Below are 13,836 nucleotides of genomic sequence, written 5' to 3'. Positions count from 1 at the left end.
ACCGGAACTTCTTACGACTTCATTGATGCGCTATCCATAGGAAGCAGCGGTCGCTACACTGCAGGAATTTGGATAGGAAAGCCAGACGGAAGCTCAAACTATCCGAAAACCGGCTATAACGCAGCAGCCCCCATTCTTTATGCTCTTTTAGACTCCCTTTCACAGCAGCAGCTAAAAAAAGAAGACTTACCGCTTACAGGGGCTTTATCTCCGCTGCCGCTTCCTAATTTAGAAGATCTTACGCAAAACATGTCATCACAGCGGTTAAAAACCAATAAAAATTATGCAAAACATCCGATTAAAATTACTTTTCCCCAAAACAACAGCAAAATAAAAACCACCGATGAAGGATACGTAAATGTCATTATTGAAGGAGGGCAAGCTCCTTATACGCTTTATATAAACGGTATAGAGCAGAATGACTCTTCTTGGTTTAAAGTTAATAAAAGCGGTTTCTACGACTTATGCGTAATTGACAACGACGGAACCGAAAGCCTAATCACAATTCAAATTTTTACGTGATTTAAATTTAGATTTTGCACAATATCCGCAAACATCCTTAAAAAGTGTCCTACACTCAAATTAAGAGGGCGTTTTTTATGGATATGTTTTTTGATGAAACGCAAATAAAAAAGAAATTGCGTCGTATCACCATAATATCCGTCCTGGCTATAGCAATATTGTCAGGACTTATTTTTACGTCCTATTCTTCAATAAAATTATATCTAAGCAGCACCTATTCACATATGGTGCACACTGAGTCAAATGAAATTGCCATAACATTAAAACGAGAAATATTAGGCGATCTGAATGCGCTTAAAACTTTATCGATTTTTACCAAAGATGAAGAAATGCTGAAGCTGCAGCTTCCAAACCGCAACTTGCAGTCATCAAATTTTGATATTATCGGCTTCTGGCATCCTGACGGATCTTGTACTCAAGTTTCCTTAAGCGGAGTAAATACCAATAATCATTTTTCACAGTTAGCTCTTGAAGTTCAGATAGCGATTATTCATGCGTTTGAAGGCCAAAGTGCAATATCGGATCCTTATTTTTCAACATCCGCTCACAAAAGACTTTGTACCATCTGCGTACCTATAAGAGATGAAAACGACAATATCATTGCGGTTTTAAGCGGTGCCAAAGATTTAGTTAATTTCAATCGTACCCTGTTACGGGCGTCAGAGCGCTTTCCTGAAATTAATTCCGTCTTAGTAACGGGAAAAGGCAAGATAGTCGCCAATGGAATTTTTTCTCTGTTTCAAAATCCAGATGATGCCAATATATTCAATTCACCATTATTAAATGATGAAATCAAACACAAACTAAATGATGCCCTGCAAAAGCAGCTGCCATCCAATATTAGCTTTAAGTATTTAAACAACGATTACACCATGCACGTAAATCCTATTGTGGTGAACGACTGGTTTTTAATCACTTTGGAAATTGCCAAGCTGACAGATACCCCCGGTTATTCTTCGTTAATAGCTGTAATTTATACTTTAGCGTTCTTATTAATCTGCGGACTTATAAGCGCTATCGTTTTTTATATTTACATTCGCCGGGGCTATAACAAACAACTTGAACTTGCTTCTTTTTACCTTTTGACCGGAGCTTATAACATTTTTAAATTCAAAAAAGAACTTGGCAATATTTCGTTTAAAGAAAATAAATTTACCTTAATTGCTTTTAATATCCGTGATTTTCATTACTTAAACGAAATAGCCGGTACTGATGTCTGTAATGAAATTTTAAAAACTATTGTAGTTTCTACCAAAAACTTTAAAGAGATCATCTATAAATGCCGTACAAGAGTCGATCAGTTTTATTTATTAATCGCACCTACCGAGCCTACTGACATTAACAAACTCTTTTTTGATTTCGTACATAAAATTGAAAACAACTTAAGTGATTTTTCAATTCAGCTGCCGATTGTTTTCTATGCTTCCTATGCCGTAAGCACAACAGATGATAATGATGCAACTTTGCTGCATAAGGTTGATTTCGTACAAAAACAAATGAAAAAATCTTACGTCCATCAACTTGAAGCTTATGATGACAAAACTCACCAACAAGAAAAATTCATCAAAAAAATTGAAAGTAAAATGCGTAAAGCGCTTGAAAATGATGAATTTAAAATTTATCTCCAACCTAAGATCGAAATATCAAGCGGCAAAGTAGTGGCGGCTGAAGCTGTCGTACGCTGGCATCAGCCGGACGGAAGCATTATTTTTCCCAACGATTTTATAAATATTTTTGAAGAAAACGGCTTCTGTGTAGATCTTGATCTGTATAACTTTCAGAAAATATGCGTCATCGTTAAAAATTTGCAGCAAAAATTTAAGACAAACATCAATATATCCATAAACCAAAGCATGAATCTTTTGCTAAGAAAAGACTATATTGCCAATATTCATAAAATCATCGATAAAAACGGGGTAGATCCTAAGCTTATAACCGTTGAAATATTAGAAAGCATTGCAGCTCAAAATATCAACGAACTTATAAATTGCGTTAACAACATTCACTTTCTCGGATTAAAAGTTGCTTTAGATGATTTTGGCAGCGGTTATTCATCATTAAACGTACTATCTCAAATTAAAATTGACGAATTAAAATTCGATAAAGAATTTTTAATGGAAAAAGATCCTATAAAACAAAAATATAATGAAGAAATACTACGCCATATGACCGAGCTTGCCGCCTCATTTAACATCAACACGGTAGCAGAAGGCTGTGAAACCGAGCAAAATTTAAACTTCCTAAAGAAAATCAAATGCAATATCGCTCAAGGGTATTTCTTTGACAAGCCGTTATTGCTTGAAAAGTTCATAGAGAAATATCTATAAAGCATAACTCTTCATTAACGGACAAGAATTCTGTTTAAAACAATATAATGTTTTCTAATAACATTTTGTAATTACGGCTTATTAAGTCAGACTCATGCGATGCTACAATAAGTCCATGTGTTGCCGGTGAAAGAATTATGTCTGATTTTCGATTAAAGGTTTTTGAAAGCGTAGCTAAAAATCACAGCTTTACCAAAGCAGCCCAGGAATTGTGTATTTCACAGCCTGCCGTGACAAAACATATAAGAGTTCTTGAAGATGAATATAAGGTAAAACTCTTTAACCGCAGCGGCAGTAAAATAGAATTAACCAAAGCAGGCAGCCTTTTGCTTCAGCATGCTGAGCTTATTCTTTCTCAGTACAACCGTCTTGAATATGCTCTGCATAAAATCAGCAACGAGCATGTTGGCTCCTTAAAACTAGGTGCCAGCACAACCATAGCGCAATATGTTATTCCTAAATATCTGGCAAAATTCAATGAGCTTTTTCCTAAAATCGAACTTTCCCTTATCAATGATAATTCCCGAAATATTGAGTCGGCACTTAAAAATAATGATATCGATTTAGGTTTAGTCGAAGGCGTAATTAAAGCACCTGATTTAACCTATCAGCGCTTTACCGACGATGAGCTTGTAGTAATCACAAGTTATAAAAACGAAAATTTAAATAAAGAAATTACCTTAGACGAATTTATAAAATTGCCTCTGGTGCTGCGTGAATACGGTTCGGGAACTCTTGATGTAATTGAAAAAGAGCTAAATCAGAAAAAAATAAAACTAAGCGATTTGAATATTAAGATGCACTTGGGCAGTACCGAAGCGATTAAAAGATTTATTCATAACAGCAACAGCATTGGGATTGTTTCCATTGCGGCGATTGAACAAGAACTATACGATAAAACACTGCGCATCATTGACATTGATTCCATAAACTTTAAACGTCAGCTTTGCTTTGTCAGTATGAAAGGTCGTATTTCCGACCCGGCACAAGAATTCATTTCTTTTATTACCAACTGGAAAAGCTATTAAGTTTTAATCTAATAACTAAAAGTTATCGCAAATAAAAAATTACAATTAGAGGTTTTTCCTTTAAGAGAGTATCTTACCCGTAGCTTAATTTTAACCTACGGATTTTATAACGATGTTTGAAAAAGGAAATCGCGCCAATACCTCACACGGTATCCTCTTAATCGCCCTTTTCTCATTTGCTGCAATGTACATTGCAGATACTCCGTTTATCAAAAACCTATCCTTAAGTCCTCTTATTGTCGGCATCATTCTCGGAATGATTTATGCCAACAGCTTAAGAAGCAAGCTTCCCGAACCTTGGACACCGGGAATTAAATTCTGTACCAAGCAAATTCTCCGCACCGGCATCGTTCTTTACGGATTCCGCCTTACTTTAACCGATGTCGCTGCAGTAGGAATTCCGGCGGTGATGGTTGACCTTATCATTGTCGTGGGAACCATAATGTTAGGCGTCATTTTAGGACGCGTTATTAAAATGGATCGTGAAACCGCCCTGATGACCTCCGTAGGCAGTTCAATCTGCGGCGCAGCTGCGGTTTTAGGAGCGGAGCCCGTTGTAAAGTGCGAAAGTCACAAAACAGCGGTAGCAGTTTCTACAGTGGTTATTTTCGGCACTCTTTCAATGTTCCTGTACCCTATTTTGTATCGCGCAGGAATTCTTGACGGCATGACAGATCAAATGGTTGCCATATATACGGGAGCAACTTTACATGAAGTAGCTCATGTCGCGGGAGCTGGTAATGCCATGGATCCGACCGATGCTCTTGGTATAGCCGGAACCGCGACTATCACTAAAATGATTCGAGTAATGCTTCTTGCTCCGGTTCTTGTAGTAATGGCTTTAATTCTGGTACGCAAAAGACAAAAACAATCCGGAGTAAAAGAAGGAAAAACTAAAATCACTATCCCTTGGTTTGCCTTCGGCTTTATCGCCATAATTTTCATCAATACATTTTTACAGGGAATATTCGACGCTCCCACAGTCAAAGACATTCCGTTAAATTCGACCATCGAGTATATAGACACTTTCCTTCTGACCATGGCCATGACCGCCTTAGGCACAGATACCAGTATTGATAAGTTCAAACAGTCAGGTTCAAAACCTTTCATGCTTGCTGCTCTTCTTTATATTTGGCTTGTTGGCGGCGGGTATTTCATAACAAAAGGGATTCTCACGGCTTTTGCATAACCGACTCGATATTTTTATTATCGATGATTACCTGCAGATTGACACGACACAATCTGCAGGTTTTTTTATCTAAATTCGCAATTGTTAAAACCTGTAGTTAAATCTTTTAGCCGCATTACTTTTACGCTAGAATTTCACAGCTGACTATTCCTAAAACAATTTCTAAAAAAAATGAATTTTATTGAAAGCTTTTTAACCGCGCTTGCTTTATCAACTGACGCTTTTGCCTGTGCCGTCATCTACGGAAAAATCACCGGTACGGAACGCCTCAAAAACGCTTTTATAATCGGTTTAACCTTCGGCATGTTTCAATTTGTCATGCCGATTATAGGATTCGGAGCCGGAAGCTCAATTCGTACCCTCATTGATACTTATGATCACTGGCTTGCGTTCACACTGCTTGCTCTTGTCAGCTTTAAAATGTTCAAGGACGCTTTCTCAAAAGAAGAAAAGGAAAAAGAATCAAAATTAAATATCGTTACTTTGGTATCCCTGGGAATAGCAACGTCACTTGATGCTCTTGCCGTTGGGCTTTCGGCAGGACTTTTACAGGCAAACATTTTATTTACCGCCGGCATCATCGGAATTGTCTGTTTCATCCTTTCTGCAAGCGGATTTTTAATCGGGCAAAAACTTGCGTCACTAAAACGTCTTGATAATTGGTTAAATATTTTTGCTGCATTAGTACTTTTTGGTATAGGTATATCAATTTTATATGAACATGGAGTGTTCAATTAAAGCTCAATCGACATCCTTTTATTGAAAACAGTATAGATAACTCGGTATAATCGACCGTTTTTTACGCTCACTCATAAGTAAAACGGGAAATACCGCTATGCAAACGCCTGAACGTCTTATTCCGTCGCTTTTCACCTGCATACAAGAAGGTTATGATTTAAAAACTTTCCGGCAAGATATTATTGCAGGACTTACCGTAGCTATCGTAGCATTGCCGCTTGCCATGGCAATGGCCGTAGCATCCGGAGCATCTCCGGATAAAGGTCTTGTGACTGCGGTGGTTGCAGGCTTCTTCATTTCATTTTTAGGCGGGACCAGAGTACAAATCGGTGGACCCACAGGAGCGTTTGTCGTCGTAATTTTTGACGTAATTGCAAGATACGGCTTTGACGGACTTATCGTCGCATCAGTTATGGCCGGCATTCTCTTAATAGTTGCCGGATATGCACGACTTGGCAAACTCATTAAATATATTCCGTATCCCGTTATTACCGGATTTACAACCGGAATTGCTGTTATTATCGCCTCTTCTCAAGTAAAAGATTTTCTAGGACTTACTTTTACCGATGTCCCGGCTGAATTTATTGAAAAATGGATGGCTTATTTCAAGCACCTTGATGAAACATCAATCTATGCGTTAGGTTTAGGTTTGCTAGGCTTTGCGATTATCGCCATATCTAAAAAGGTAAGTGCCAAAATCCCAGCATATTTAGTTTCTATCGTCGCAGTATCCCTTATTACTTTTTTATTCAACTTACCGGTAGACACTATAGGATCGCGCTTCCCTCAAATGCCTAACGGCCTTCCGATGCCTACATTACCAAGTCTGACTTTAGATGAGATTCGTAATTTAATTCCGTCTGCTTTTACCATAGCTTTCCTTGCAGGAATTGAAGCTTTGCTTTCTGCAGTTGTCGCCGATTCCATGACAGGATACAAGCACTCTTTAAACCAGGAACTTATAGGTCAAGGCGTGGCCAATATCGCCTCAGGGTTTTTCGGTGGACTTCCGGCAACCGGAGCTATTGCCCGTACCGCAACTAATATAAAGTCTGGCGGAAAAACTCCCATATCAGGAATTTTTCATGCCCTGTTTTTGCTCGTATTCCTTTATACCATCATGGATATCTTAGCCTACATCCCCATGGCAGGACTTGCCGCCGTCCTGTTTATGGTGGCATGGGGTATGAGTGATATTAAGCATTTCGTGCAGATTTCAAAAATATCGCCCTCAGACAGAACCATCTTATTTTTAACTTTCTCTCTTACTGTGTTCGTTGATTTAACCGTTGCAATCGGTGTCGGTGTTACTTTTGCATCTCTGCTGTTTATGCGCCACATGTCAAAGTCAATTGAAATCAGACCGCATATGCGCTTATCCGAATATGACGCAAACGACGGAGAAAATTCAAAAGAGGTTGAAATTCCTGAAGGAGTCAACGTTTTTCAAATTAACGGTCCATTGTTTTTCGGCGTAGCCAATGAACTGTGCGATCGCTTGAAAGGTCTTGATATTCTGCCCCGTATTTTAATATTGCGCATGCGTTTTATGCCTTATTTAGATGCATCAGGCGAAGCCTCAATTGAAGAAATCGTAAAAATCTGTAAAGAACACCACAGCTACATTATTTTTGCTGCAATGCGCCAGCAGCCGCGTGACTTGCTTAAAAAAGCCGGGATCACGCCTGATACTACCGATGCCGCTTTCGTACAGGATTTTCCGACTGCAATTAAGCTTGCTCAAAAACTTATGGATGATCCTGAGTTTGTCAGACGACATCAGGATATTTAAACTCCAAAGCTATCCTCTTAAAGGTCGCTATTTTTTGCGGCCTTTAATTTTTAACTTCAGAAAAATCCACTTGCCCTTTAGTCATCTCAATGAGCTTTAAACGAAAATTTTCAACTTCAGATTGCGGTAAACGCACATGGTAAAAAGCCTTATCAGCAAAACTTGAATCAATAATATCTGCTCTAAAAGTAGGAAGCAGCCTTAAAAACACGGTTACATAGCGATGATCAAAACAAGCTGTTACAAAAGCCGGAATCATTCTTGTAGTAAGCGGCAAATCTTCTAAAGCAAGCTTTACGCTATCCTGATATGCTTTAACCAACCCTCCGGTTCCCAAAAGAATTCCGCCGAAATAACGCGTTACTACAACACATAACTCACCTACATCACTATGTAAAACAACGTTTAGCATCGGACGACCTGCTGTTCCATGAGGCTCTCCGTCGTCAGAGCATCCGCAAATTGCCGTAGATCCGGGTTTTCCTGCGTTATAGGCAAAGCAATTGTGCCTTGCATCGGAAAATTCTTTACATACAAAGTCAATCGCAGCTTTTGCCTCATCTCCTGATGAAACATGAAACACGCTGGTAATAAAGCGACTCTTTTTTACCGTAAACTCAGTACGATGGCAATTTAGTCCGTCAAGAGCCGGAACACTGTATAAATCTTCTTTCATGTCAATAATTCGATTAAATTGAGTGTTATCTATTTCTTATCACAAATTTTAAAGAATTAAGCTTTACAAAAGATACCTCTTCATATCCTTGTGTATCACTTTTATCAGTAGTATCAGCAAATTTAAAGTCAGTTCTTACATAAAGCTTTTTCTGCTCCTCATCCTTTTTTATCGATAAGCCGCAGTCATGGAAAACATAAATATCTTCGGTATTGATAATTTCATCAATTACAATCCTAGCTTCTTCCCCGGGAGCAAAAACATACCATCCTAACGTAAGACTTTTACCGTCAGCAATCGGCCCGCTTAAAGCTAGCGAACAGCTTTCTGGAGTATCATTTTTAACCTCAATAACAGCCTTTGCATATACTGACTGCAAAAAAGAAAATAAAACAACAAATGACAATAGAAAATTCAATAAATAACGTTTCATCATAAAATTATCTTAAAAATTTTTAACTTAGTTTAAAACGATTTTACTCTCCATACAAAATAGCAAAAACATCTATCAGACAACAGTTTTGACAGATGAAAATTAATTTTTTGAAAAAAGCACAGTATAATTAATTATTACACTATTTGGCTTTGAAAAAATATGGAAATACGGCGTACCCTTACTTATTATCTTACACACCAAAACGACGTACTGCCGCACCTTTTTACTTTTGAAATAAAATCCCTGCAAGCTCTTGCCTCATCAAAAGGCCTTATTCCTCTTACACTTAAAGAGCTATGCGCCAAATTGTTTATTGATGCAAAAACCTATAATAAAGAATTTTATGCAGATTTAATCAAATTATTAAGCTGCTACAATTTGGCACCGGTTCCTTTTTATATTCCAAGCACCATTGATGAAAACACTCAAATCTACATAGTACAAAAACCCAATCTGTACAATGACAAAGATTGTGCCGTCGTCAAAGCTTTAAAAGAGCAAAACCAAATCGCAAAACGAGATTTACCGAAATTAAAATATGCTTTATACAAAATTCAGAATTACAACATCTTATTAAGAGTGTTTGAGGCGCTTCATACCGTTTGTAAAACCAAACTCAACGTTTATTTAAGAGCACGCCTTGATAACATCATAAATGATATGCCCCTGCCTGCAGAAGGTGCTATTTTTATTCGCCGCTGTTTTACTTTTGCAGCAGAAATTACTTCCTACCCCTGTGATTTTAACGATGAAAAATATTGTTTGAGCCGTTTAAATGACGAACAGCACAGTCAATTCATCAACATCATGGCATTGCTTGCCGCAAGCCTTCCTTATTACGTCAAAATCGATGCAAACTACCCTTTTCGCGAAGAGCTTAAAAATGCTTATCTAAAGTTAAAGCCAAATGCTCTTGAACTTAAGACTCTTGAAGAGATCAACTGTCAAATTCCTGAAAATGTAAGTTCACGTAAAAACCGCTTTAAAATTTTTAATTTCACTCAATACTATTCTGATCTTGATTCAGACAAAGACGTAAATGATGATGTAGAAGCAAAACCAACAAACTTAGCATCCAGTCATGATAAAAATGAACAAGCATCGTTTACCAAAGGCATTGATGAGTTTTATCGCTTAAACCGTCAGATCATTTTAAATACCAAGCAATTTTATAAAAAAAATATAAATTCAGCGCCAACTATAGAACTTAGCGCTTTAAAAAACGGCTTTATAAGTAAAGAAAACCTAACTTTATTTATAAAAAATAAAGATCTAATCTCGCTTATTCCGAATCCCAACCATATCTCCGTTCTACCCATAGGGAAAACCAATAAATTTTTAGCGCAATCATCAAGTTTAAAAGATGTTGAACACTTTGACGCACTGGTTTTTAATCCTTCACCTGACGAAGATCGGTTCAAAATTCGTGAACTTTTAAATGAAAAATTAAAGATCGACAGCAATGAAACGTTGTGTAATTACGCTTTAAATTTTTCATCTTTCTATCTGTTAGTGTTAAAACCGTTATTTTCAGGCTACAGCAAAGAAGACTATCAAGAGCTTGAAATCAACCTTTTAAACTCATTTAATCTTCAATTAAATGATGAATCTTCTTTATATCCGCAAAGCCTTGCTTTAAGTTATCTTCTCTTTAGATTCAACGCAAACGATAAAGATTATTTAAATGAAGACTTTGTTTTAAGCTTTATTTATTGTCCCGAACTTTTAAGCCTGTTATGTCACAAAGTGCTTAAAAGTTATGATAATAATTTTGATTCGTTGCCTGAACATCTTAAAGATCTCTTTTATATTGCCCCTACGCTTAAATATTTAAATAAAAACCTGAAGTTATTCCATCCGGATTACTATGTTGAACTGGTAAAGTTTTTATACAAATATTTAAAACAAAATGCGCAAAACGGTACATTTAAAGAAGATCTTAAATATACACTGGACATAAGCATTAAAGACAATGATTGCCAATCATTAAAGAATTCCTTGCTAAAACACGGCTTTTTACATCATGCGTCTTTAGCTAAAATCGGCAAAATTTTTGCAAATTTACTCTTTAATGAAATTAAAGATAATAAAAAACTCATTTCATCCGTTAGCACTCAATCAATAAACAGATTCTTTAAAAAACGTGAAAAACTATTTACCGATTTATTTAAAGATCCTAATAACAAAATCTACTCTGCAATACGCCGATTGCTAATCAATGAAGAAAGCTTTAACGATCTGGGTATTATTGCCAACTGGCTGAACTATGCCAAAACCCCGCACAAAGCGCTAAGCGCCATATTTACCAAAGATCGCTACAATATAAAAGAACTCGAAGAACTTACTGAAAAAATTTTAGTTAAAGGCAATTTTATTTGTTTCCCGGCAATTACCGACTACAGCAATAAAAACCGCTTTGTTTTCAGTACTCCGTTTAATCATTCAACTTGTGTTCTAACCGTATTAAAACCAAAGCCTAATCGTTTTAGTCCCAAGTTTATTGAAAAAATAAGAGCTCTACAGTGTGCTTATCATCTTATCTGCTGCGTAAATTTCAGTGTAAGCGCCAACGATGATATTGATAAAATCTTATCTTGTACAAACTTTAACTCTGCACAAGAGCGTACTTTAGCAAAAACCTACTTAAAAACCTTCAAAAATTATTTAAAACTGTACAATCCTAACCCTCAGATAGATCTGAAGGCTTTAAAACTTTTTTACAAAAATAGTGACAGCATTGTAAACTCACCTGATTTTTACGAAATTTTATTGCACTATGCGCAAAAAGAATTGCTGCGCTATCGTTTTTCACCATTTTTCACCCATAAATTGCAGCTTATCCTTGATGCCGTCAAAATTGATACCAAAACTGTTTTATCTTCAAATGAAAACAAAGAGACAAATGACTTCAATCATCTAAACAAAGCTATTATTGACTCAAAGCTTCAGGAAAGCGTTCAAGTCCGTGAAGTTATCGGTCAAATCAAAGCTCAAAATGAAGAGAATACTGATGAAGGATTTTTAACTGATGACGCATCCGATAAAGTTAAAACAAACGACGCAATAGCAAATGAAAAAAATACTGAACCTACTGCAGCTACAGTATCCGAAGTTGATGTAGCATCAACCGATCAAATTGATAAAGATCTGTTGCACCTTATCAAAGGAGTTCACAGTCAGCAACGTGATCTTATGGATATTAAAGAATTTGAAGGCTTATGTTTAAGTTCAGGGTTTATGTCTCTTGATGCCGCAGTAGAGATAGCAAATGAATACGGTTATGACAATTTTGACGAACCTTTGTTTGACTTGGCCCCTGAAGAAAACTGCGTTTACATTACTGAAGATTTATTAACAAGGATCTGCTCTCGCCATAGTTAAAAGCATTAAGAAATCTTAATCTTTTTCTATTTTGGTTATAACAGATAAAATTTGTCCGCCGACAACAAGTGATTTAATTTCATCATTTATTTTCAAAGTATTAATATCTGCGCTCTTCCCTTTCTTATCTAAAGTTACGGAATACCCGCGTTTTAATACTAATAACGGATTTAATGAAATCAGCTTCTCTTTTATTGTTTCAATCTTTTTATCCGCATTTATCATATTCTGATGAAAAGATGCTCTTTCCATTGATAACATGGCATTATCAATACGCTTTACGGTATTGGCAACCTCATCATTTACTGTAAATTCAAGTCTTTTCTCAAGTTCATTAATTGTAAGTTCAAATGAATTTAACTTAAATTTAGGATCATGATCCTGCAACAGATGAAGAAAACTGTCAGTTTGTGCTTTAGAAAAAGTAAGCCTATCAAAAATCAGGCGAGTGATTTTTTCATTTAATGAATTAAGATAACTGCTTTTTAAATTAAGTAATGATTCAGGACCAAAACTTTTCAATTTAATTTCAGTTTTCTCTAAAACAGCTTTTAAATCATCTAATTTTTTATAAACAAGATCTCCGAGCAATAAAGCATAAGAATCCAAATCTTTTTGCATCATTTCAACCGTATAAGAAGAAACAATATCTGCAGCAGCAGTTGGAGTCGGAGCTCTCAAATCCGCAGCAAAATCAGACAAAGCAACATCAGGTTCATGTCCTACAGCTGAGATTATAGGCATCGGAGAGTTAATAATCGTTCGAACTACTGACTCATCGGAAAAAGGCAGAAGATCTTCAAAAGATCCACCTCCTCGACCGACGATAAGCACATCACAAAAATTATCTCTAAATGCTGTATTTAAGGCATTAACTATCGTGGCAGGAGCCTCAGATCCTTGAACCTGACAAGGATAAACAACTACTTCAATACCCGGATTTCTTTTATTTAAAACTGTCAGCATATCATGAAGAACATGACCTTCTTTTGAAGTGATTATGCCAACTTTATTAATCCACTTAGGGATCGGTCTTTTTATTGCCTCAAAAACACCTTCTTTTTGTAATTTTTCTTTTAATGCCAGCAATTCTTCCATAATTTTACCGGCACCGGCCACAATCATTTTTTCTGCAATCAGCTTAAATTGTCCGGTTTTAAGATAAATTGAACTTTTTCCGACAACAACTACCTTCATACCAATCTTGGGTATGAACGAAAGACGATTTAAGACACTTGCAAACATCAGGCAATCAACAGCTGCCGTTTCGTCTTTTAATTTAAAATAAAGATGAGAGTATGTCTTTATTTCACTTATCTCACCGATAACTACAGCTTGACCGAAATTTTGAAGAGCATTATTCGTCACGCTTACAAAACGACTTACGGTCATTGCTGAAGCTTCAAGTGACGAAGACGAAATCGACGAATTTACCGACTTGGAAAAATCATCAAGAGAATTATTAAGAAAGGCGTTCATTGCCATAGGAGGACTAATCTTAGAGTTGGTGCCCGGGACCGGGGTCGAACCGGTACGAACTTTTAAGGTTCGAGGGATTTTAAGTCCCTTGTGTCTACCAATTTCACCACCCGGGCAGCTTGTTTGTGGAGGCGCGTTCCAGAGTCGAACTGGACTATACGAATTTGCAATCCGCTGTATAACCGCTTTACTAACGCGCCTTTTGGAGCGGGAAACGAGGTTCGAACTCGCGACCCTAACCATGGCAAGGTTATGCTCTACCAACTGA

10 protein-coding genes and 2 tRNA genes are annotated in these 13,836 nt (G+C 36.8%); 7 read left to right on the top strand and 5 right to left on the bottom strand.

All coding sequences use genetic code 11. The features are described from left to right. The 6 genes from QZ019_RS06845 to QZ019_RS06820 form a co-directional block, all read left to right on the top strand. A partial coding sequence (locus QZ019_RS06845; protein WP_295483524.1) for a hypothetical protein occupies positions 1–522 on the top strand: 522 nt, incomplete at its 5' end. Between the two features lie 77 nt (positions 523–599). Continuing rightward, on the top strand, positions 600–2,849 hold the full coding sequence (locus QZ019_RS06840) for an EAL domain-containing protein (RefSeq protein WP_295483522.1): 2,250 nt from the start codon (positions 600–602) through the stop codon (positions 2,847–2,849). A gap of 137 nt (positions 2,850–2,986) precedes the next feature. Further along, complete coding sequence (locus QZ019_RS06835) at positions 2,987–3,877, top strand: LysR substrate-binding domain-containing protein (RefSeq protein WP_295483520.1); 891 nt, start codon at positions 2,987–2,989, stop codon at positions 3,875–3,877. A 112-nt stretch (positions 3,878–3,989) separates the two neighbouring features. After that, a complete protein-coding gene (locus QZ019_RS06830; protein ID WP_294565508.1) occupies positions 3,990–5,066 on the top strand; it encodes a YeiH family protein in 1,077 nt (358 codons plus the stop codon). A 171-nt stretch (positions 5,067–5,237) separates the two neighbouring features. Then, a complete protein-coding gene (locus tag QZ019_RS06825) occupies positions 5,238–5,804 on the top strand; it encodes a manganese efflux pump MntP family protein (RefSeq protein WP_294565507.1) in 567 nt (188 codons plus the stop codon). 97 nt (positions 5,805–5,901) lie between these two features. After that, entirely contained in the window at positions 5,902–7,596 is a 1,695-nt protein-coding gene (locus QZ019_RS06820) for a SulP family inorganic anion transporter (protein WP_295483516.1), read from the top strand. Between the two features lie 43 nt (positions 7,597–7,639). Here QZ019_RS06820 and QZ019_RS06815 read toward each other — a convergent pair whose 3' ends face one another. Continuing rightward, positions 7,640–8,272: a YigZ family protein gene (locus QZ019_RS06815; protein ID WP_294565504.1), complete on the bottom strand. Its 633-nt coding sequence runs from the start codon at positions 8,270–8,272 to the stop codon at positions 7,640–7,642. Positions 8,273–8,297: 25 nt separating this feature from the next. Beyond that, entirely contained in the window at positions 8,298–8,708 is a 411-nt protein-coding gene (locus tag QZ019_RS06810; RefSeq protein ID WP_295483513.1) for a hypothetical protein, read from the bottom strand. A gap of 159 nt (positions 8,709–8,867) precedes the next feature. On the opposite strand from QZ019_RS06810, the gene QZ019_RS06805 reads away from it, so the two are divergent. Then, a complete protein-coding gene (locus QZ019_RS06805) occupies positions 8,868–12,089 on the top strand; it encodes a hypothetical protein (protein WP_295483510.1) in 3,222 nt (1,073 codons plus the stop codon). A 15-nt stretch (positions 12,090–12,104) separates the two neighbouring features. On the opposite strand, the gene xseA is transcribed toward QZ019_RS06805, so the two are convergent. The 3 genes from xseA to QZ019_RS06795 form a co-directional block, all read right to left on the bottom strand. Continuing rightward, the gene (gene xseA / locus QZ019_RS09900) at positions 12,105–13,481 is read right to left on the bottom strand and encodes an exodeoxyribonuclease VII large subunit (RefSeq protein WP_366936820.1); all 1,377 of its coding nucleotides are present in this window, start codon (positions 13,479–13,481) and stop codon (positions 12,105–12,107) included. 113 nt (positions 13,482–13,594) lie between these two features. Beyond that, positions 13,595–13,684 (bottom strand) — tRNA-Leu (locus tag QZ019_RS06800). A 10-nt stretch (positions 13,685–13,694) separates the two neighbouring features. Further along, positions 13,695–13,768 (bottom strand) — tRNA-Cys (locus QZ019_RS06795). Between the last annotated feature and the right edge of the window lie 68 nt (positions 13,769–13,836).

Origin of the sequence: uncultured Succinatimonas sp. (genome assembly GCF_905203285.1) — a bacterium.
GTDB lineage: Bacteria > Pseudomonadota > Gammaproteobacteria > Enterobacterales > Succinivibrionaceae > Succinatimonas.
This window is presented reverse-complemented; position numbering and strand designations above follow the sequence as displayed.